Origin of the sequence: Pseudomonas sp. W2-17, from assembly GCF_041060445.1 — a bacterium.
Lineage (GTDB): Bacteria > Pseudomonadota > Gammaproteobacteria > Pseudomonadales > Pseudomonadaceae > Aquipseudomonas.
Genome location: NZ_JAUFNS010000005.1, coordinates 1 through 19,578, shown reverse-complemented (window position 1 = coordinate 19,578; position 19,578 = coordinate 1). Strand labels below are relative to the sequence as shown.

At 59.2% G+C, this 19,578-nt stretch carries 20 protein-coding genes; 9 read left to right on the top strand and 11 right to left on the bottom strand.

From position 1 onward, the window contains the following. Positions 1–27 precede the first annotated feature (27 nt). Positions 28–801, bottom strand: a complete 774-nt coding sequence (locus tag QWI20_RS07510) for an EAL domain-containing protein (protein WP_369304918.1) — start codon at positions 799–801, stop codon at positions 28–30. A gap of 118 nt (positions 802–919) precedes the next feature. On the opposite strand from QWI20_RS07510, the gene QWI20_RS07505 reads away from it, so the two are divergent. Continuing rightward, complete coding sequence (locus tag QWI20_RS07505) at positions 920–1,321, top strand: RNA-binding S4 domain-containing protein (RefSeq protein ID WP_122534069.1); 402 nt, start codon at positions 920–922, stop codon at positions 1,319–1,321. Between the two features lie 64 nt (positions 1,322–1,385). Here QWI20_RS07505 and QWI20_RS07500 read toward each other — a convergent pair whose 3' ends face one another. Continuing rightward, entirely contained in the window at positions 1,386–2,195 is an 810-nt protein-coding gene (locus QWI20_RS07500) for a phosphatase PAP2 family protein (protein WP_369304916.1), read from the bottom strand. 98 nt (positions 2,196–2,293) lie between these two features. Between QWI20_RS07500 and hslO the strand changes: the two genes are divergently transcribed. Together hslO and QWI20_RS07490 are read left to right on the top strand one after the other, a co-directional pair. Next, complete coding sequence (hslO, locus tag QWI20_RS07495; RefSeq protein ID WP_192171341.1) at positions 2,294–3,196, top strand: Hsp33 family molecular chaperone HslO; 903 nt, start codon at positions 2,294–2,296, stop codon at positions 3,194–3,196. A gap of 191 nt (positions 3,197–3,387) precedes the next feature. Next, positions 3,388–4,929, top strand: a complete 1,542-nt coding sequence (locus QWI20_RS07490; protein WP_369304915.1) for a phosphoenolpyruvate carboxykinase — start codon at positions 3,388–3,390, stop codon at positions 4,927–4,929. A 61-nt stretch (positions 4,930–4,990) separates the two neighbouring features. Here the strand turns inward: QWI20_RS07490 and QWI20_RS07485 are convergent, their stop codons facing one another. The 4 genes from QWI20_RS07485 to QWI20_RS07470 all read right to left on the bottom strand — a co-directional run bounded on the left by QWI20_RS07485 (position 4,991) and on the right by QWI20_RS07470 (position 7,987). Further along, on the bottom strand, positions 4,991–5,725 hold the full coding sequence (locus QWI20_RS07485; protein WP_369304913.1) for a hypothetical protein: 735 nt from the start codon (positions 5,723–5,725) through the stop codon (positions 4,991–4,993). 45 nt (positions 5,726–5,770) lie between these two features. Next, on the bottom strand, positions 5,771–5,920 hold the full coding sequence (locus tag QWI20_RS07480) for a hypothetical protein (protein ID WP_192171338.1): 150 nt from the start codon (positions 5,918–5,920) through the stop codon (positions 5,771–5,773). 41 nt (positions 5,921–5,961) lie between these two features. After that, positions 5,962–7,089, bottom strand: a complete 1,128-nt coding sequence (locus tag QWI20_RS07475) for a hypothetical protein (protein ID WP_369304911.1) — start codon at positions 7,087–7,089, stop codon at positions 5,962–5,964. A 130-nt stretch (positions 7,090–7,219) separates the two neighbouring features. Beyond that, positions 7,220–7,987, bottom strand: coding sequence for a hypothetical protein (locus QWI20_RS07470; protein ID WP_369304909.1), 768 nt, complete (start codon positions 7,985–7,987; stop codon positions 7,220–7,222). A 284-nt stretch (positions 7,988–8,271) separates the two neighbouring features. Between QWI20_RS07470 and QWI20_RS07465 the strand changes: the two genes are divergently transcribed. Then, positions 8,272–10,203 carry an ATP-dependent DNA helicase RecQ gene (locus tag QWI20_RS07465; protein ID WP_369304908.1) on the top strand — a complete coding sequence of 644 codons (1,932 nt, stop codon included), beginning with the start codon at positions 8,272–8,274 and terminating at the stop codon, positions 10,201–10,203. A gap of 53 nt (positions 10,204–10,256) precedes the next feature. Further along, entirely contained in the window at positions 10,257–10,685 is a 429-nt protein-coding gene (locus QWI20_RS07460; RefSeq protein ID WP_192171334.1) for a thioesterase family protein, read from the top strand. A 69-nt stretch (positions 10,686–10,754) separates the two neighbouring features. On the opposite strand, the gene QWI20_RS07455 is transcribed toward QWI20_RS07460, so the two are convergent. The 4 genes from QWI20_RS07455 to QWI20_RS07440 form a co-directional block, all read right to left on the bottom strand. Next, a complete protein-coding gene (locus QWI20_RS07455; protein ID WP_037016408.1) occupies positions 10,755–11,216 on the bottom strand; it encodes a glycine zipper domain-containing protein in 462 nt (153 codons plus the stop codon). Between the two features lie 716 nt (positions 11,217–11,932). Then, complete coding sequence (locus QWI20_RS07450; protein WP_369305152.1) at positions 11,933–14,263, bottom strand: FdhF/YdeP family oxidoreductase; 2,331 nt, start codon at positions 14,261–14,263, stop codon at positions 11,933–11,935. A gap of 2 nt (positions 14,264–14,265) precedes the next feature. Then, positions 14,266–15,105, bottom strand: a complete 840-nt coding sequence (fdhD, locus tag QWI20_RS07445) for a formate dehydrogenase accessory sulfurtransferase FdhD (protein WP_369304905.1) — start codon at positions 15,103–15,105, stop codon at positions 14,266–14,268. A 94-nt stretch (positions 15,106–15,199) separates the two neighbouring features. Next, positions 15,200–16,087 carry a LysR family transcriptional regulator gene (locus tag QWI20_RS07440; RefSeq protein WP_369304904.1) on the bottom strand — a complete coding sequence of 296 codons (888 nt, stop codon included), beginning with the start codon at positions 16,085–16,087 and terminating at the stop codon, positions 15,200–15,202. A gap of 171 nt (positions 16,088–16,258) precedes the next feature. On the opposite strand from QWI20_RS07440, the gene lysM reads away from it, so the two are divergent. Beyond that, positions 16,259–16,705, top strand: a complete 447-nt coding sequence (gene lysM / locus QWI20_RS07435; RefSeq protein ID WP_369304903.1) for a peptidoglycan-binding protein LysM — start codon at positions 16,259–16,261, stop codon at positions 16,703–16,705. A 72-nt stretch (positions 16,706–16,777) separates the two neighbouring features. Here lysM and yrfG read toward each other — a convergent pair whose 3' ends face one another. Continuing rightward, on the bottom strand, positions 16,778–17,440 hold the full coding sequence (yrfG, locus tag QWI20_RS07430) for a GMP/IMP nucleotidase (RefSeq protein ID WP_369304902.1): 663 nt from the start codon (positions 17,438–17,440) through the stop codon (positions 16,778–16,780). 96 nt (positions 17,441–17,536) lie between these two features. Between yrfG and nudE the strand changes: the two genes are divergently transcribed. The 3 genes from nudE to QWI20_RS07415 all read left to right on the top strand — a co-directional run. Next, positions 17,537–18,103: an ADP compounds hydrolase NudE gene (gene nudE / locus QWI20_RS07425; protein ID WP_122534054.1), complete on the top strand. Its 567-nt coding sequence runs from the start codon at positions 17,537–17,539 to the stop codon at positions 18,101–18,103. Continuing rightward, entirely contained in the window at positions 18,100–18,942 is an 843-nt protein-coding gene (gene cysQ / locus QWI20_RS07420; RefSeq protein ID WP_369304900.1) for a 3'(2'),5'-bisphosphate nucleotidase CysQ, read from the top strand. Before nudE ends, cysQ begins: the two co-directional genes overlap by 4 nt. A gap of 367 nt (positions 18,943–19,309) precedes the next feature. After that, positions 19,310–19,578, top strand: a 269-nt coding sequence (locus QWI20_RS07415) for a hypothetical protein (protein ID WP_369304898.1), incomplete at its 3' end; no start/stop codon positions are given.

The following is a 19,578-nucleotide window of genomic DNA, read 5'->3' as shown; positions in this document are numbered from 1 at the left end:
AAATGTTTTCAAAGCGTTTCCGTTCGTTTACACGTTCTGCCAGGAACCGGCATCAATGTGCGCCAGCGCCTGGAATGCAGGCTTGGCGAACCAGTAGCCCTGCATGAGGTAAATGCCGCAGTCGGCGAGGAAGTCTCGTTCGCCTGCATGTTCGATGCCTTCTGCAATCACTGTAACGTTCAGGTCCGTACACATTGTGACAATGCCGCGCACGATGGCCTGCCGTGCGGGGTCGAGATGGATATTGCGCACCAGCGCCATGTCGAGCTTGATCAGGTCAGGCTGAAAGTCGGCAAGCAGGGTCAGTCCCGAATGCCCGGCACCAAAGTCGTCGATAGCGGTTTTGAAGCCAAACTGGCGGTACTCGCGAAGGATGTTAGTGAGGTGGCTGTTGTCACAGACATGCTCGGTTTCGACGGTCTCGAAGATCAGCCGGTCCAGCGGAAAGTTGTGGGCGCGAGCCGCTTCAAGGGTGCTGCGAATGCACAGTTCAGGGCGATACACCGCGTTGGGCAGGAAGTTGATCGACAGGTATTCGTCCACTCCCAGCCGGGCGGCAGTTGAAATCGCGCGGGTTCGGCACAATTGATCGAAACGGTAACGGTTGGTGTCGTCCACCCGATTCAGTACAGACAGGGCACCTTCGCCGTTGACGCCACGTACCAACGCCTCGTGAGCGAACACCGAGCGGTCGCGGACGTCCACGATTGGCTGATAGGCGAATTCAAATTCGAAATCCAGCGCGGCGCTTTCTCTGCAGCCCTGGCACCCACCGGTCAATGACGTAGGGAAGTCTGTCACGTCGTTCTCCTGAAGCCGGTGCTTTAGTCTTGGGGGGCAGTGTAAACGAGGGTGGCGGTTACTGCGTCCCCGGCGTGACGTAGTACGGTTCTGACCATTACACGATTGAGGAATTCAGATGACACAGAAGTCAGACGAGGACGACAAAGTCCGTCTGGACAAATGGCTTTGGGCGGCGCGCTTCTTCAAGACGCGTGCGCTGGCAAAAGCCGCCATTGAAAGCGGCAAGGTTCATTGCCGGGGCGAGCGTTGCAAGCCGGGGAAAGAGCCGCGGGTAGGGGATGAGCTCCAGATTAGAGCGGGCTTCGATGAGCGAACCGTGGTGGTTCAGGCGTTGTCGATTGTCCGCCGTGGCGCCCCGGAGGCGCAGCTGCTGTACAGCGAAACGCCGGAGAGCCTCGCCAAACGCGAACAAGCCGCCGAGATGCGCAAGGCCGGAAGCCTGGGCGTGACGACTGACGGCAGGCCGACCAAAAAGCAGCGTCGGCAATTGTTTCATTTTCGTTCGGGTGACGACTGAAGATCTCGCCACTTCCGGGATCGTGAGTTAGGCGACCCCGGACTGCTCGGTAGCAACAGGCAGCTTACAAATGAGAGCCCTGCTTCATGATGCTCAGGCATCTGAACAGCGGCAGGCGGCCCAGCACATTGAAGACCGGCGCGGTCAGTCGAAACAGGAAGGCCGTAGCAGTGGCCACGAACGGGGTGTAGCAACTCCAGCCCAGCGCGAGCAACGCGATCATCACGCCGCCAATGTAGTCGTCCTGACCCCAATGCGCGCCGGCGACCAGGCGCGGCATCATGAACAGGAATGCCAGCGCCCAGATAACGACACGTTGGCCGACGGTGCGGCTGTAGACGCTCATGAACATCGCCCAGATCAGCAGCACCGAAGCATGGTCACCCGGGAAGCTCTGGCTGGAACGGTCCTTGAGCTGCCACTTGTCTTCAAGCTCCGGGAATATGTCGCTGAGCTTGATGGCATCAGGGATCATCACCGATGCGCTGTCGTGTTGCAGCGCGCTGTGGTCGATGATCTTGGAAAACACCGTGCGGATGATCAGCAGCAGGATCAGCGTTAGCACGAAGCCGATCAGCGCGGCACGGGTTTGCAGGGATTTGAACACCCAGTCGCCCTTTATAAGCAGCGTCAGAAGAATCAGGCCGACGACGATATCGAAGGGTCGCATGCTGGCAATCGTCCAGGTCCACAACCACGCCTTGTTTTGCTCAAGCGGGCGGTTCAGTACGTGAAACAGGCCTTCATCGAAATGCGTGAAAGCCGCATGGCCCGTAGGCCAGATCCACAGCAGCAGCAGTGCCAGCGCCACCAAATTGCACAGCAAGAATTTTTTGACGTTCCACTTGGGTTGGAACAACGCGGGATAGTCCATAAAATGCCCCCATCGGCATGACAGTGCACCAAGCGGTGCTAAACCGCGCTTTATAGGCGCTTGTCATCATTTTGTCATCCATTCAGATACCTTCTCCTATGCCAGACTTTCCGGATACCGATTACACCCAGCGTTTCATCTTCGACGAGAGCGACGTTCGCGGCGAGCTCGTGGCCCTTGAGCGCAGCTACGCCGAAGTACTTGCCAAACACCCATATCCCGAGCCAGTCGCTCAGTTGCTTGGCGAGATGCTTGCCGCCGCCGCGCTGCTGGTGGGCACGCTGAAGTTCGACGGTCTGCTGGTTCTGCAGGCGCGGTCGCTTGGGCCGGTGTCCCTGCTGATGGTCGAGTGCTCCAGCGAGCGTGAGTTGCGCGGCATTGCGCGCTACGACGAAAGCCTGGTCAAGCCGGACGCCACGCTGCTCGACCTGATGCCCAACGGCGACCTGACCATGACCATAGACCCGCGTCAGGGCAAACGCTACCAAGGCATCGTGGGCCTGGACGGCGTCGACCTGTCGGCGTGCCTGTCCGAGTATTTTGTGATGTCGGAGCAATTGCCTACGCGCTTCTGGATCAAGGCCGACGGCAAGCGCGCACGTGGGCTGCTGCTGCAACAGTTACCGGCCGAGAAGCTGAAAGATCAGGATGAGCGCGAAGCCAGCTGGCAGCACGTCAATGTGCTGGTCGACACCCTGACCGCTGAAGAATTGCTCAGCCTGACCAACGAAACCGTATTGAAACGGCTGTTCCACGAAGACGTCGTGCGCATGTTCGATGTCCAGCCACTAGTGTTCCGTTGCAGCTGCTCGCGCGAACGTTCTGGCAATGCGTTGGTCAGTCTTGGTCTGGAAGATGCACAGCAGTTGGTGATCGAGCATCACGGTGCGGTGGAGATCGACTGCCAGTTCTGCAATCAGCGCTATCTATTCGATGCAACCGATGTAGCGCAGCTGTTTGCAGGGGGTGGGGTGGATACCCCTTCCGATACCCGCCATTAATGTAGTGCGGGTCCTGCGCTGAAAGCTTTCCGCCCGGCCCGCTTGACTCTTCTTCATGTAGTTCTGACAGGAGGGCCCTACCTTTTTTGGGCTTTTCTGGCATAATCCGGCCACTTTTTAGCTGTAGTAGTGTTGGTTTTTCTACTACAAAACGTTTGGAGCACTCGGCCATCGAGCCGACGGGGAATCTCATGACGCAAGCCAATAACGCCGTTCACACCGATCTCAGTGTCGACGATCTGGTTAAAGAAGCCCTCAAACGCGAAGAAGGCGTGCTGTCCGATACTGGCGCACTCGTCGTGGAAACAGGCCACCGCACAGGCCGCTCGCCTGTCGACCGCTTCATCGTAGACGAACCCTCCACTCAGGCCGCGATCGCCTGGGGTCCGATCAACCGCAAGTTCCCGGCCGACAAGTTCGATGCCCTGTGGGCGCGTGTCGAGGCGTTCAACAACGCCCAGGAACACTTCGTTTCCCACGTGCACGTAGGCGCAGCCGAAGACCACTACCTCGCGGTCAAGATGACCACCCAGACGGCCTGGCAGAACCTGTTCGGTCGCTGCCTGTTCATCAATCCGGCCCAGTACAACCCGGCCGGTCGCGAAGAATGGCAAGTGCTCAACGTGGCCAACTTCGAGTGCGTGCCCGAGCGTGACGGCACCAACTCCGACGGTTGCGTCATCATCAACTTCGCCCAGAAGAAGGTGCTCATTGCCGGTATGCGTTACGCCGGTGAAATGAAGAAAGCCATGTTCTCGGTGCAGAACTTCCTGCTGCCGGCGTCCGATGTGCTGCCCATGCACTGCGCGGCCAACATCGGTGAAGACGGCGACGTGACGCTGTTCTTCGGTCTGTCCGGCACCGGTAAAACCACGCTTTCCGCCGACGAGACCCGTTACCTGATCGGTGACGACGAACACGGCTGGGGCGAAGGCGTTGTCTTCAACATCGAAGGCGGTTGCTATGCCAAGTGCATCGACCTGTCCGAGAAGAACGAGCCGGTTATCTGGAAGGCCATCAAGCACGGCGCTGTGCTGGAAAACGTGGTGCTGGACGCAGCCGGCCATGCCGACTACGCCGACAGCAGCCTGACTCAGAACAGCCGCGCCGCTTACCCGCTCGAGCACGTTGAAAAGCGCTCCGAGAAGAACCTGGGCGGCGAGCCAAATGCGGTCATTTTCCTGACCTGCGACCTGACCGGCGTGCTGCCACCCGTGTCGATCCTCAGCGAAGAACAAGCGGCGTACCACTTCCTGTCGGGTTACACCGCACTGGTAGGCTCCACTGAAATGGGTTCGGGCGCTGGTATCAAGTCGACGTTCTCCACCTGCTTTGGCGCACCGTTCTTCCCGCGTCCTGCTGGCGAATACGCAGAGCTGCTGATCAAGCGTATCCGTGGTTTCGGCTCCAAGGTCTATCTGGTCAACACCGGCTGGACCGGCGGCGGCTACGGTGTCGGCAAGCGCTTCAACATTCCGACCACCCGCGGCGTCATCGCGGCCATCCAGAGCGGCGCGTTGATCGGTGCAGAAACCGAGCACCTCGACACTGTTAACCTGGATGTCCCGACTTCCGTGCCGGGCGTCGAAACCGGCCTGCTCAACCCACGCAACACCTGGGCTGACAAAGCGGCGTACGACGAAGCAGCCAAAGCACTGGCCGGCCTGTTCATCGAGAACTTCAAGAAGTTCGAAGTGAGCGACGCGATCAAGGCAGCGGGTCCGAAGTTGTAAGATCGGCGCCTGCTAAAAAGAAACCGCCCTTCGGGGCGGTTTTTTTATGCCTGCGCGATAGCTAGCCGTCTGCCTTCGTTGTCGCAGGAAAGTCTTGAGTGATGTCGAAGCTGCCCTTCGCCACCACGCTCTTCGCGTTACACAGCGTGGCGTCGAACCCCGGGTGGCGCTCGCCATGCTCGGCGGCGTACGCAGCGGCTTCCCGGGTGCATTCGTCGGTGGGCTGCTCAGGGGAAAGCGCGGCATTGAATTGAAACGTACCGATCAACCTATAGCGGTCGAGCAGTTTGTTGGGGGAGGTGAGTTTCTCGATTTTGCTGAAGACGAGCTGGACGTTGCTGTTATTGCCACCCTTGTCCGTATCGAAATACTGATAGTACGAACCGGTGTCGTAGGACGCGCTGTTTTCATCGTGGGCCACTTCGACTCGGCCCCCCTGAAACATGATCGCCTTCTTTTCCTGATCGGGGTTATCGAAGGAGAACCCGAGAATCGGCCCGATGCTCACCTCATTGCGGTCGCCTTCGGCTTCCTGATCCGCGCTCAGCGTCAGCCAGTTGGACCCAGGCAGTTTGCCGGGCAAGAAGCCCACAGCTACTTGATCGCCTCTTGCCTCGTAGTGCAGGTTCAGCGCCCCGCTTACATCGACGCTCATGACCTTTTGCAGGGGCGATGCACTCGCGGTTGCCGCGTTGGTCGTCTTGGCATCATCGCCGCAGCCCGAAAGAAGAGCGGCTGCAGCAGCGAGAAACAGCGGAAACAGGCTGGTATGTGTTCGCGGGGCTGCTTGAGGCATGGTGTTCCGTCCGTAATCGCTGCGGGTTTCTTTGACCTTAGCTCCCTATGACCGCATAAAACGCTTGCGGGTCAATGCAGCGATGACAAAAAGCGGGACGAAGAAGCCGCCCTTATGGGCGGCTTCCGCAGGAATTCTGTTTTTCACCAGCGTAGCGCTCAGCAGGAGGCCATTGGCGATGGACGGGAAAGCCATGTAAATGCGCTAGTCGCCCTTGTTATGAATTGCAGGTTTTGTCAGCAGATGTCCTTGTAGGCGCTATGCCCTTTTGCGAGGCTTGCCGCCAAGCCTTCTGCAGGTGTAAACGGCTTGCCTTCGACCATGCTGAAACCAGTTTCTTTATTCGCATAACTGACATAGCGTTCGGTTTTATGCTCCTCAAGTAGAACGGTGTATGAGTATTTGCGCATTTTGATGAACTCGGCTTCGTGCATAACAACACATTGATGAAGCTGGCTAATATCAGCCGGTGACAAATTCAGTTTGCGTTGCAGCTTTGTGCCCCATCGGGACAGGCACACTTCCGCATAGTGGCGTACGAGTTTGCCCGGCTCTGTGAGGTCTCCTGGCCCACTTGCGCCTGTGAGCGACGCGTTACCCACCAAAGTAGCGTGGCGACCTGCCATGGGAAAGATGCTGATCTTTGTCTGGGGGGCTGTTTTCGGGATGATGCAAGAGAACCCTTTGGAGCGTTCGTCGCGGGCATAGAACCCCACATATTCTTTGACGTTGCTACCGAGAGAAACTTTTTCAGGCTGATAATTCATTGGGCCGGGCACAGGGTCCACCGCAAATATGTTGACCGGTATCTGACGTGTGACTGGATTGGCCATCAGCGCGTTGGCGAGCATGTGACAACTGACGCCGCCACGACTCCAGCCCACCAGATTGATTTTTTTTGGAATCAAGCCGCCTTTCCTCAGGTTCTTGATCAGCTGTTGCTGGAGTTCCTGCGGGCTGATGCGATTGCCGTAATCGTACTGCCGCCAGAACCAGGAGCCGTGCGCTTGTGCATCGGGAATAGGCACGTCGGCGTGCTTAAGACGCAGGTAATCGGTTTCAGACAGCTTGGTTCTTTGCCAATCGAATTTGCCCTGAATGATATTGACGGCATGCTGCACATTCTCATGCCAGCCTTTGCCGAATACGGTGCCAGACCAGCCAAACCCCTTGGGCTCGGTAAACAGTTCATCGGCCTGCATATTGCCGCTACCCGGCCCGTCGATAACAATCCACTCTGCGAACTCATGACCGTCGATGTTGTTCGCCAATGTGGCGACCAGCTCGCCGTTCCAGTAGTTCTTGTGCAAGTTGTCGTATTTGGTCGAGCCGGTACCGCAAAAGAAAATGGTAAATGTTGTCATGTTTCTAGCCTCGTTGGTTGATAGGTCTGACGAGGTTAGAAGACGGTTTGTGAACAAGTCGGCTGCTGGTGTTACTGCATGTTCCTTGCTGAGCGCCGATTGGTTTCTCGGCTCATCAGTTGATCAACTATCAGGCAGAGTATTCCCGCGCTGCTGTGCAGTACTGTTCTTGTGCCATTTTGTTTTTGTCGCTTTTGTCTTTGGCGGCGCGCTTGGTCCAGTCGCTGCACATGTCTTTGAAGTAGGGTACGGCGGCCCGGCGGCATTCACGGTGCTCGACACTGTCGGCCAGGAAGTTCATGCAGACACTGCTGGTTTCAATATGGTTATTGGAAATGCGATAGCGGGCTTCGTAGCGATTGCGGCCGTCAATTTCACGGATAAACACACCCGCTACTTCATAGCGTCGCGCGGGCTCGGTTTTAGGTTTCGCGGCAACCGCTTTGTAGTTCGCCATATAGCGGTCAGAAACCATGCCTTGGGGGCGTGGGGCTTTGTAGTCAGCAGTCTGGGCCTCACCAAAACGGCAGTTGATGACGTCTTGATCAATGACATTGCCGTCTTTCAGGCAGGTGTCGAGCGGCCGCGCGGTAGCGGGCTGCGAGACATCAGCCTTGGGGGCGATGTAGACGACTTGTTCGACGTTACGCACTTGAGCAACGGGTTGTACCGGATCGGGCTCACTGACGACTTCTGCGACAGGCGGGGCAGGGATGATCGTTGCTGCCGGCTTGGGCGTGCGAAACATCTGCGCGATGAGAAAGATGATGGCGATCAGCAGTGCCAGGCAGATCAGAAGGCTGCTCAACGGCCAATTGCTTTTGCCCGATGCAACACTGCTTCGGGTGGGATGAGAACCGAGCACGACGTCGAACTGACCGGGCGCCAGACGTTGCATGGTGAGCCCGTCATCCTCGGGCTGCGGTGTGGTGGGTTGCATTGCCTCTCCTTGGCGAATCTTCTGACGTAGACGGGATTACCGCCGAACGGGCTGTCTGATGTGCAGCGATGGGTTGCGTCGCGCGAGATTAATCGTCGGAATGACGTTTTGCCAGCACTGCGCGCGGTGTTCGTATCCGGGATGTATCCTGTCCGATATTTCTGTAATGGTTTAGGTGTATTGCGCCCAGACCCACCGCGCTATGGTTCACGCCCTTGCGACGGTCAAAGGAGTGGCAGCACATGCATCAAACCCTTGAGCAGGTTTTCGGTTATCGGCAGTTTCGCGCCGGACAAGAGGCCGCCATCAGTGCGGTGTTGGCAGGGCGCTCCGCTGCGGCGATATTTCCCACGGGTTCCGGTAAATCCCTCTGCTATCAGCTGCCGGCATTGCTGCTGCCGCATCTGACGTTGGTGGTGTCACCGCTGCTGGCGCTGATCCAGGACCAGTTGGCTTTCCTTCAACGGCACGGCATCGCAGCGGCGAGCATCGACTCCGCGCAAAGCCGCGATGACGTCGCCGATGTCATGGCCAGGGCCCGCTCCGGTGAGTTGAAAATCCTGATGATTTCCGTCGAGCGCCTGAAGAACGAGCGCTTCCGGCATTTCATCACTCAGGTGCCGATCTCCCTTTTGGTCGTGGACGAAGCGCACTGCATCTCCGAGTGGGGCCACAACTTCCGGCCCGATTACCTGAAACTCCCTGACTACCAGCGCGAGTTCAACATCCCTCAGGCACTGCTCCTGACGGCGACCGCGACGCCCCAAGTCATCAATGACATGCAGAGCAAGTTCGGCATTGCGCTGGACGATGTCGTGACAACGGGTTTCTACCGACCCAACCTCACGCTGCGGGTTGAGCCCGTTGCAGGCCGGGACAAGCGCCGGCGTCTGGTGGAGTGGCTCGGCGAACGAGCCGGGCAGCCGAGCATTGTTTACGTCACGCTGCAGAAGACTGCCGAGTTCGTGGCCGCTCATCTGTCGCAGAACGGCATCCCGGCGAACGCCTACCATGCCGGTCTGCCCCACGATAAGCGCGAGTCGATCCAGCGCCAGTTCATGGATGGGCGTCTGAACTGCATCGTCGCCACGATCGCTTTCGGCATGGGCATCGACAAGAGTGACATCCGCAACGTCGTGCATTTCGATTTGCCCAAATCCATCGAGAACTACAGCCAGGAGATTGGTCGTGCGGGTCGCGACGGGGCGACGTCGGAGTGTCTGGTGCTGGCCAATCGCGACAGCCTGAACGTCCTCGAGAACTTCGTCTACGGCGACACGCCGGAGCAGGAAGGCATCCGGCTGGTGCTGGAAGATCTGCAGAGCGCGCGTAACGACGGTCAGTGGGAGTTTTTGCTGGCGCCCTTGTCGGACCTCAGCAACATCCGCCAACTGCCGCTCAAAACGCTGCTGGTGCAGCTGGAACTGCGTGGGATCATTGCGCCCCGTTATTCGTATTTCGCGGAATATCGTTTCAAATACCTGATCGAGCCGCAGGTGCTGGTGCAACGCTTTCAGGGCGAACGACGCGAATTCGTGCAGGCGCTGACCGAGACGTCAAGCCGGGCGCGCACCTGGGCAACCGTCAACTTCGACGCGATGTATCAGCAGTATCAGGCCGAGCGCGGGCGTGTTGTGACGGCGCTGGATTTCTTTCAGGAGAAGGGCTGGATCGAGCTTGAAAGCAAGCAGATGACCGAGGTCTACAGCCTGATCGCCGCCGACTTCGACGCGCAGGCGCTGAGCGAGGAGTTGCATGACTACTTCGTCCATCACGAAAAGACCGAAGTCGCGCGCATCCACGCGATGCTCGAACTGTTCGCCAGTGAGCAGTGCCTCAGTCATCGTCTGGCTCAATACTTTGGCGATGACCGTGCGCCCGAGCATTGCGGTCATTGCTCGGTGTGCGAGGGGCATGTGGCCGTACTCCCCGAGCCGCCAGCCCTGACGCCTTTGAGCGAGCAGGACTTCGCGGACCTCTGCAGTGAGTTCGTCGGCAAGCACCTTGAGGCCCGAGGGCACGAGCCGGGTGCGGAGTGCCTGACGCGGTTTCTCTGCGGGATCAGCGTGCCGATGTTTACCAGGCTCAAGGCTCGGAACATCAGCGGGTTTGGGGCGCTGGAGGCGTATCCGTATGCCGATGTGCGTGAATGGATTCAGAGCCAGATTCAATAGCGGTCACGGATTTCATGAGCGAAAAAAACGACAGACAAACCGGAGGGAGCCACATGAACGACACCCCGCAGCGCGCCGACTATCGCCACTTCCAGCCGATCGTGACGCGCTGGCACGACAACGATGTGTACGGCCATATCAACAACGTCACGTACTACAGCTTTTTCGACAGCGCGGTGAATACCTACCTGATCGAACAGGGCGGGCTGGATATCCATGACGGCGAAGCGGTGGGGTTTGTGGTGAGTTCGTCGTGCGATTACTTTGCGTCGATTGCCTATCCGGAGTTGATCGAGGTCGGGCTGCGGGTTGGCAAGCTGGGCAACAGCTCGGTGCAATATGAGTTGGCGGTGTTCAAGGCGGGGGAAGACGAGGCGCGGGCAGCAGGCCGCTTCGTGCATGTGTTCGTGGATCGGGCGTCCAACCAGCCTGTGCCGATCCCGACGGGGTTGCGGCAGGCGCTTGAGCGATTGGTGGTCTGAAAATGAAACCGGCCGCGTTAGGGCGGCCGGTGTTCATTGGGTCAGGTGCGCGCGTCGGCCTCAACGGCGTTAGTCACGATGGTGCTTGCGATGACCGTACGCGTGACCGCGACCGTGTTTGTAGTCGCGGCGATCGCCACGGTAGCCACGGCCTCGGTCGTCATCACGGCGGCTTTCGTCGCCCATGTAGTTGCCGAGTGCGCCGCCCGCGCCGCCGCCCGCTGCTGCGCCGATCAGACTGCCCGTGCTACCGCCGACACTGCGGCCAATCACGTTGCCGCCCGCGGCACCCAGGCCGCCGCCGATTGCGGCTTCGGTACGGTTCCGGCGGTTGGCGCCCACTGCGCCACCGGCCGCGCCGCCAAGGCCGGCACCGATTGCCGAACCTGTGCTGCCGCCGACCTGTTGGCCAACGACGGAGCCGAGTACCCCACCCAATGCGCCGCCCACGCCGGCCGTCACGTTATCGCCTGCTGAGGCAAAACCGCTGACCAGTGAGAACGACAACAACAGAATCGAGGAATACTTCATGTAGGAATGCTCGTAGGGATGACGCCGCGATCCTGCAAGTATGAAGAAAATGTCACAATCGAATTCCGACGAGTAACACGACCTGTATACAAAACGCTAACTTATTGTTTTGGCTGGGGAACCTAAGTCAGGTTAGTGAGTCATACGCTACTTGATAAAGGCCCGAATCTCGCGATTCGGGCCTTTTTTTGTGGCTGCTATGCAGGTGAGCTTGATCGCGACGTGACCAGTACATCTGGTAAATATCCAGCGGCTGACAGGCCCCCCTTCGCGAGCAAGCTCGCTCCCACAAGGATGTGAGTCAGCGAGCTATCTCGATCAGTCCGCTGAACCTGTGGGAGTGAGCTTGCTCACGAAAGGGCCGGAACGTTCAGCCAATTCTCTGGAGAATGAAAGCAAGCCTTCGCGAGCAAGCTCGCTCCCACAAGGACGTGAGTCAGCGAGCTATCTCGATCAGTCCGCTGAACCTGTGGGAGTGAGCTTGCTCACGAAGGGGTCGGAACATTCAGCCAATTCTCTGGAGAATGAAAGCAGGTCTTCGCGAGCAAGCTCGCTCCCACAAGGACGTGAGTCAGCGAGCTATCTCGATCAGTGCAATGAACCTGTGGGAGTGAGCTTGCTCACGAAGGGGCCGGAACGTTCAGCCAATTCTCAGGAGACTGAAAGCGTGTCTATGCGGGCCATCTCGCCCACATAGACACGCTTTGCTACGCAGATTAAATAATCCGCGCGGTCTCCACATGCCGTTCCAGCTTGATCGCGACGAACTTGGACGTTGGCGTGCTGCTGCCGTCGCCGACGCTTTCCAGCGGCACCAGCGGGTTCACTTCCGGGTAGTACGCAGCGGCCTGGCCGGCCGGGATGTCGAACGGCAGGAGGGTGAAGCCCTTCACGCGACGCGTGATGTCATCGCCCCAGATCGACACGATGTCGACTTTCTGGCCCGGTACGAAGCCCAGACGAACGATGTCGGCCTCGTTCACGAACATCACGTCACGCTGACCTTTCACGCCGCGATAACGGTCGTCCAGGCCATAAATAGTGGTGTTGTACTGATCGTGAGAACGCATCGACTGCATGATCAGATCCGGCACGATGCCTGTCCCGCGCACGCTTTCGTGCACCAGATCGCTCGGCAGTACGTTCGCCTTGAAGTTGGCCCGCGCACTTGGCGTGTTCCAGCGACGGGAACCTGCAGCGTTGCCCAGATAGAAGCCGCCCGGGTTCTTGATCTTCTCGTTGAAGTCCTGAAAGGAAGGAATGGTGTCGGCGATGAGGTCGCGAATGCGACGGTAGTCCGCCACCAGCCACAGCCAGTCCACCGGCTGCTTGCCCAGGGTCGCATTGGCGATGCCTGCCAGAATCGCAGGCTCGGAACGCATCTGCGGCGACAGCGGCTTGAGCTGACCGTTGGACGCGTGAACCATGCTGAACGAGTCTTCAACCGTCACCGCTTGCGGGCCTTCGGCCTGGATGTCGATGTCGGTACGGCCGAAGCACGGCAGAATCAGCGCTTCCTTGCCGTGGGCCAAGTGGCTGCGGTTGAGCTTAGTGCTGATCTGCACGGTCAGGTCGCAGTTGCTCAAGGCTTCGAAGGTGCGCGGGCTGTCCGGGGTGGCCTGGGCAAAGTTGCCGCCCAGACCGATAAAGACCTTCGCGCGGCCTTCCAGCATCGCGTGAATCGCTTCGACGACGTTATGGCCGTTTTCACGCGGCACTTTGAACTGGAAACGTTTCTCCAACGCATCGAGGAAGAACGCCGGCGGACGCTCGTTGATGCCCATCGTGCGGTCGCCCTGCACGTTACTGTGGCCGCGCACCGGGCACAGGCCTGCGCCCGGCCGGCCGATGTTGCCGCGCAGCAGCATCAGGTTGGAGACTTCCTGAATGGTCGGCACCGAATGGCGATGCTGAGTGATGCCCATCGCCCAGCACATGATCACGTTCTTGCCTTTGGCGTACATGCGCGCGGCGAGTTCGATGTCGGTCAATGGCAGACCCGATTGCTCGACGATGAATTCCCACGAGGTGTCGTCGATGGCGGCCAGGTATTCCAGCACGCCATTGGTGTGTTCGTTGAGGAACGTGTGATCGAACACCGATGCTTCGTTGTTCGCCTGAGCTTCACGTTCCCACTGCAGCAGGAACTTGGCCATGCCGCGCAGCAGGGCCATGTCGCCGCCCAGTGCCGGACGGAAATACGCCGTGTTGGTCGGCTCGGAGCCATTGCTGAGCATTTCCAGCGGATGCTGAGGGTGCTGGAAACGCTCCAGGCCACGCTCTTTCAGCGGGTTGACGCACACCACTTGCGCGCCCCGTTTGACCGCTTCACGCAGCGGTTCCAGCATGCGCGGGTGGTTGGTGCCCGGGTTCTGTCCAAGGACGAAAATCGCGTCCGCGTGCTCGAAGTCCTCGAAGGTAACTGTGCCTTTGCCGACGCCCACGCTTTGCGACAACGCAACGCCGCTGGCTTCGTGGCACATGTTCGAACAGTCAGGGAAGTTGTTGGTGCCATAGGCACGCACGAACAGCTGATACAGATACGCCGCTTCGTTGCTGGCACGGCCCGAGGTGTAGAACTCGGCCATGTTCGGGCTTGGCAGGTTGTTCAGGTGCTTGGCGATGAGTGCGAAGGCGTCGTCCCAGGCGATCGGCTTGTAGCGATCGGTCTGAGCGTCGTAGACCATTGGTTCGGTCAGACGGCCCTGATATTCCAGCCAGTAATCACTTTGTTCGAGCAGCGCGCTGACGCTGTAGCGGGCGAAGAAAGACGAGTCGACGCGGCGCTTGGTCGCTTCCCAGTTCACGGCCTTGGCGCCGTTCTCGCAGAACTTGACCATGCCGCTTTCCGGCGAATCGCCCCACGCGCAACCCGGGCAGTCGAAGCCGCCGTTCTGGTTGGTCTTGAGCATCGTGCGAATGTTCTTCAGCGCGTTGTCGCTGGTCAGCCAGAAGTGGGCGACGCTGATCAATGCGCCCCATCCGCCGGCCGGGCCGTTGTAAGGCTTGTAGCGGGGGGTCGATACCTTGTCGGCTTCTTTATGCATGCTCACGCTTGATTCTCCAACGCAGGACTGTAAACCCGCGGCGCACTGTGTTTAGGCAGATGAATGAGGTTGAGGTTGTGGCGGCGAGCCCATTGCAGCGCCAGGCCGGTCGGCGATGACAAGCTGACAAGGGTCTGAATGCCGGCACGTAATACTTTCTGAATAAGTTCGAGGCTGCAGCGGCTGGTGACGATGGCCAGGCCGCCCGTGGTCGGGATGTCCTGGCGAATCAGTGCGCCGATCAGCTTGTCCAGAGCGTTATGTCGGCCGATGTCTTCACGACCTAAAAGAATTTCGCCGCGAGCGTCCATGAACATCGCCGCATGAACCGCGCCGCAGTGTTCGCCCAACGGCTGAAATGCGCCCATGCGATCGCGCAGACCTTTCAGCCATTCAGCGGGGGGAAGGGGCGCGCCGGGCAGCACGTTGAGCTCGGGCAATGCCTGCTCGACGGCTTCGACGCCACACAGGCCGCAGCCGCTGGTGCCGGCCATTTGCCGACGCTGGGTCTTCAGGTTCCAGAAGGCACGGCTGGCGATTTCGACTTCTGCGGTCTGCGCAGAGCCACAACCACCGAGCTTGATGTCGTAGATCTCATCCGGTGATTCGATGAGGCCGCTGCCGATGCTGAAGCCGACGATAAAGTCTTCCAGATCGCTGGGTGTGACCAGCATGACCGCCTGGCTGATGCCGTTATAGGCGATCGCCAGCGCGACTTCCTCGGCAAGCACATTGGGCTCGCTGACGTCGTGTTCGAGGTTCGAGTAGCTGTAGGACTGGCTTGCGGCGGGCGCGGGCAATTGTTGTGCGGGCGCCGTGATATCCATGTGCTTGGCGTGCATCGGGAGTAACCGGCAGATTAATTAGGCTTAAGCCTAGGCCTCCGGTCGGATAACGTCTAATCGCTAGTACTGATGCACCGATAGATGACGTCGATCAAGCTTCTTCCATCATCGTGTGATAGAGCGCCAGACAGGCTTCAGCGAGTGCCGAGCGCGGCGCTGAGCGACGCATGATCAAGCCCAGCCGGGCCAGGGTCTGCGCGTCTTCGATGGGTTGCAAACGCAGATGCTCGGTGAGGGATTCCAGCCCGCCGTCCAACGGCATGATCGCGCAGCAGAAGCCGCCATGCACCGCTTGCAGCAGCTGATGGACCGCATCGGTCTGAATGATCGGCTGGGGATGAAGGCCACGACTGTGAAAGTTGTGATCGATGGACTGCCGAAAGTGCATGCCGCTGGTGAGCAGGCCCAAGGGCAGTTTGGTCAGGCTTTCCCAGCTCGACGTCGCTTCGGCAAAGTTGAAATAGCGCTGGTCGTACATCACACCCATCCGCGTCTCGGCCAGTTGCAATGAGTCGAAACGCTCGGAGTCCAGTCGGTCCAGATACGAAACCCCGAGGTCCAGGCGGTTGCTGGCGAGTTGATCGAGAATCTGCTCGGAGCTCAGGGATGAAAGCTCGAAGCGCATGTTCGGGTGCAGGGAATGCAGGCGTTGCAGTAAGGGCAGCGGATCGAAGTTAGAAAGCGGCACCACGCCCAACCGTAATGTGCCGACCAGATTCCCGCGACAGGCGGCCGCTTCAGCCTGCAAACCGTCGTAGGCTGCCAGCACCGTGCGCGCCCATGCCAGCACGCGTTCGCCCGGCGCGGTAAACCCTTCGAAGCGTTGGCCGCGATTGACCAGCGGCAGGTCCAGCTCTTCTTCAAGGCTGCGCAGACGCATCGACAGTGTCGGTTGCGTGATATGGCAGCGCGCAGCGGCTTGCCCGAAGTGACGGGTTTCGTCGAGGGCGATCAGAAATTTCAGCTGTTTAATGTCCATCTTCATTCCTTGAGGCACAGGCTGGCCCGGCGAAGTCTATCGCGCCCGAACGTCAAATGGCTTGAAACCTTGAGGCCCGGCCGCGAGTCGGAGTTTTGTCGGGCAATGTCAGCGGAAAAGATGTTGCGCGGGAAACCACAACGACACTACGACGACACCAAGGAGAAACCCATGAGTCTGTTCAGTTTTGTGAAGGAAGCGGGCGAGAAGCTTATCGACCTGCTCACCCCAGGAAACGCCCACGCCAGCGATGAGCTGAAAAAGCACATCGAATCTGTCGGATTGGGCAATCCCAACGTTCATGCGACGGTCGAAGGCGACAAGATTACCTTGACGGGCGAAGTCGCCAGTCAGGAAGAGAAAGAGAAGATCGTACTGGCGGCCGGTAACATCGCCGGTGTTGGCAGCGTTGATGATCAGCTGACCATCGCCGCCGGCGCACCTGCTGTGGTTGCTGCGACGTTCGTCACTGTTCAGAAGGGCGATACCCTCAGCGCCATCTCGCTGCGCGTGTATCACGATGCCAACAAGTACCAGAAAATCTTCGACGCCAACAAGCCGATGCTGAAGGACGTAAACAAGATCTATCCAGGTCAGGTTCTGCGTATTCCTGAGTAAGCGGTAAGTTGTACTGGCCGTACGGAAACCAGCGTTAGCGCTGACCGTACGGCAACCCCTGCTGCATGATTCTTACAAGCCCTGTATCAACGCCCGATAATCCTCAACAGCCTCGAACTCTTCGGTGTCTTTCGGGCCTTTGCGGCTGTCCGGCTCACGCACTGCCAGCAAATGGCCAATGCCGTATCGCCCGGCGCTGCGCAAGATCGGCAAGGTGTCGTCGATGAACAGACTGCGCGCCGGATCGAACTTGATATCGTCCTGCAGCGCGTCCCAGAATTGCGGGTCTTCCTTGGGATAACCGTAGTCATGTGAGCTGATCAAACGCTCGAAGTAGGGCGCCAACTCCAGTCTTTCCATCTTCAGTGACAGCGAGTCGCGGTGAGCGTTGGTGATCATGATCACCCGTTTGCCAGCCTGCTTGAGGGAGGTCAGAAACGTCTCGGCGTCGGGGCGCAAGGCGATGAGGTGGGCGATCTCGACTTTCAGGTCCTTCACCGGCAAGTTCAGCTCCGTGCTCCAGAAATCGGTGCAGTACCAGTTGAGGGTGCCGGCGTTTTTTTCGAAGAGCGGCATCAGTTCCAGTTGCGCCATCGCCAGACTGACCCCGTGCACTTCGGCATAGCGCTTTGGCAGATGCTCCAGCCAGAAGTGATTGTCGAAATGCAGGTCGAGCAGCGTGCCGTCCATATCCAGCAGAACGGTGTCGATATCGCGCCAGGGCAAAGAAGGCATACAGGTCTCTCGGCGTTGGAGGGGTCGCGTGGGTTTGCGGCGAAGACATCCGCAAAAGCCACGGTATAGTAACCCGTCTACGCCAAGGAGCTCGTCATGCAGCAGAAACCTACCGTCCTCTCTCGCGAAATCGTCGCGAGCAGCCGTCTGTTCCGCGTTGAAGAAGTGCAGCTGCGCTTTTCCAACGGCGTCGAGCGTACCTACGAGCGGCTGGTCGGCAGCGGCAGTGGCTACGGCGCGGTGATGATAGTGGCCATGCTCGATGCCGACCACGCCGTGCTGATCGAGGAATACTGCGGCGGCACTGATCAGTACGAGCTGTCGCTGCCCAAGGGCTTGATCGAACCGGGCGAGGACGTGCTGGCCGCCGCCAATCGCGAACTCAAGGAAGAAGCCGGTTATGGCGCGCGCACCTTGGTGCACCTGACCGAGCTGTCGCTTTCGCCCGGCTACATGAGCCAGAAAATCCAGGTCGTCCTGGCCACCGATTTGTATGAGGAAACGCTGCCCGGCGACGAGCCTGAGCCGATGCGCGTGGACAAGGTCAATCTGCGTGAGCTCTCCAGTCTGGTGCAGAATCCGCAGTTCACTGAAGGGCGCGCGTTGGCGGCGCTGTACCTCGCCCGGGATCTGCTGGCCGAGCGTGGGGATTTTCTGCCATGAACCCGACATTCGCCCAATTGCCGCATCCGCTGCTTGCGCCCGTCATAGAACTTTGCCGGCAGGCGGGCGAAGTCATTCTGCCGTTCTGGCGCGCGGGGGTGGAAGTGAACGTCAAGTCGGATGACTCGCCTGTCACGGCCGCTGACCTGGCTGCCCATGAGCTGTTGGTGGCGGGCCTCAAGGCGCTGGACCCGAGCATTCATATCCTGTCCGAAGAGGACGCCAACATCCCGTTGAGCGAACGCAGCCAGTGGCATCGCTGGTGGCTGGTGGACCCGCTGGACGGCACCAAGGAATTCATTGCCGGCAGCGAAGAGTTCACCGTCAACGTGGCGCTGATCGAGAACGGTCGCGTGGTATTTGGCGTGGTGTCGATGCCGACCAATAACCGCTGCTATTTAGGTGGCGCCGGGCTGGGTGCGTGGCGCAGTGACGACGCGCAGCATCTGGCGCCGATCAGCGTGCGCAATGAGCCGGGCGCGGGAGAAGCGTTCACCGTGGTCGCCAGCCGTCGTCACTCCAGCCCCGAGCAACAGAGGTTGCTGGCCGGTTTGTCGGAAGTGGTGGGTGAGCTGCAGCTGACCAATATCGGCAGCTCGCTGAAGTTTTGCCTGCTGGCTGAAGGTGCTGCCGATTGCTACCCGCGTCTGGCGCCGACTTCTCAGTGGGACACCGCTGCTGCCCAGGGTGTGGTGGAAGGCGCGGGCGGCGCAGTGCTGAACCTGGACGGCACGACCTTCGAGTACCCGGCGCACGCGACGCTGCTGAATTCGTACTTTCTGGCGTTGCCGGCGGAAGCGACATGGCGCGGCGCGTTGCTGGCGTTGGCGAGGACTTGAGCTTGCATCAGGTCCTGTAAATCCCCAGCGGCTGGAATGCCGTCTTCGTGAGCAAGCTCACTCCTACAGAGGCTGTTTCGGCTGCGAGAAAGCGCGGTGTCAGAAGACGCTGCAGATGTCTCTGCTGAATACGGATTGTGGGAGCGAGCTTGCTCGCGAATAGGTCGGTATATCCACGCCATTTTCAGCGGCTGTAATGCCGCTTTCGTGAGCAAGCTCACTCCCACAGGGGCTGTGTCTGCTGCGAGAAAGCGCGGTGTGAGAAGACGCTGCAGATGTCTCTGCTGAATACGGATTGTGGGAGCGAGCTTGCTCGCGAATAGGTCGGTATATCCACGCAATTTTCAGAGGCTGGAATGCCGTCTTCGTGAGCAAGCTCACTCCCACAGAGGCTGTTTCGGCTGCGAGAAAGCGCGGTGTCAGAGAACGCCGCAATATATTTGCCAACGGTGATTTGTGGGAGCGAGCTTGCTCGCGAATAGGCCGGTACATCCACGCCATTTTCAGCGTCTGGAATGCCGTCTTCGTGAGCAAGCTCACTCCCACAGGGGGGTGTCTGCTGCAACAACGCGTGGTGTCAGAAGACGCTGCAGATGTCTCTGCTGAATACGGATTGTGGGAGCGAGCTTGCTCGCG

Coding starts and splice junctions, on each gene's coding strand:
- QWI20_RS07505 (WP_122534069.1), top strand. CDS start 920: ATGACACAGAAGTCAGACGAGGACGACAAAGTCCGTCTGGACAAATGG.
- QWI20_RS07500 (WP_369304916.1), bottom strand. CDS start 2,195: ATGGACTATCCCGCGTTGTTCCAACCCAAGTGGAACGTCAAAAAATTC.
- hslO (WP_192171341.1), top strand. CDS start 2,294: ATGCCAGACTTTCCGGATACCGATTACACCCAGCGTTTCATCTTCGAC.
- QWI20_RS07490 (WP_369304915.1), top strand. CDS start 3,388: ATGACGCAAGCCAATAACGCCGTTCACACCGATCTCAGTGTCGACGAT.
- QWI20_RS07485 (WP_369304913.1), bottom strand. CDS start 5,725: ATGCCTCAAGCAGCCCCGCGAACACATACCAGCCTGTTTCCGCTGTTT.
- QWI20_RS07480 (WP_192171338.1), bottom strand. CDS start 5,920: ATGGCTTTCCCGTCCATCGCCAATGGCCTCCTGCTGAGCGCTACGCTG.
- QWI20_RS07475 (WP_369304911.1), bottom strand. CDS start 7,089: ATGACAACATTTACCATTTTCTTTTGCGGTACCGGCTCGACCAAATAC.
- QWI20_RS07470 (WP_369304909.1), bottom strand. CDS start 7,987: ATGCAACGTCTGGCGCCCGGTCAGTTCGACGTCGTGCTCGGTTCTCAT.
- QWI20_RS07465 (WP_369304908.1), top strand. CDS start 8,272: ATGCATCAAACCCTTGAGCAGGTTTTCGGTTATCGGCAGTTTCGCGCC.
- QWI20_RS07460 (WP_192171334.1), top strand. CDS start 10,257: ATGAACGACACCCCGCAGCGCGCCGACTATCGCCACTTCCAGCCGATC.
- QWI20_RS07455 (WP_037016408.1), bottom strand. CDS start 11,216: ATGAAGTATTCCTCGATTCTGTTGTTGTCGTTCTCACTGGTCAGCGGT.
- QWI20_RS07450 (WP_369305152.1), bottom strand. CDS start 14,263: ATGCATAAAGAAGCCGACAAGGTATCGACCCCCCGCTACAAGCCTTAC.
- fdhD (WP_369304905.1), bottom strand. CDS start 15,105: ATGCACGCCAAGCACATGGATATCACGGCGCCCGCACAACAATTGCCC.
- QWI20_RS07440 (WP_369304904.1), bottom strand. CDS start 16,087: ATGGACATTAAACAGCTGAAATTTCTGATCGCCCTCGACGAAACCCGT.
- lysM (WP_369304903.1), top strand. CDS start 16,259: ATGAGTCTGTTCAGTTTTGTGAAGGAAGCGGGCGAGAAGCTTATCGAC.
- yrfG (WP_369304902.1), bottom strand. CDS start 17,440: ATGCCTTCTTTGCCCTGGCGCGATATCGACACCGTTCTGCTGGATATG.
- nudE (WP_122534054.1), top strand. CDS start 17,537: ATGCAGCAGAAACCTACCGTCCTCTCTCGCGAAATCGTCGCGAGCAGC.
- cysQ (WP_369304900.1), top strand. CDS start 18,100: ATGAACCCGACATTCGCCCAATTGCCGCATCCGCTGCTTGCGCCCGTC.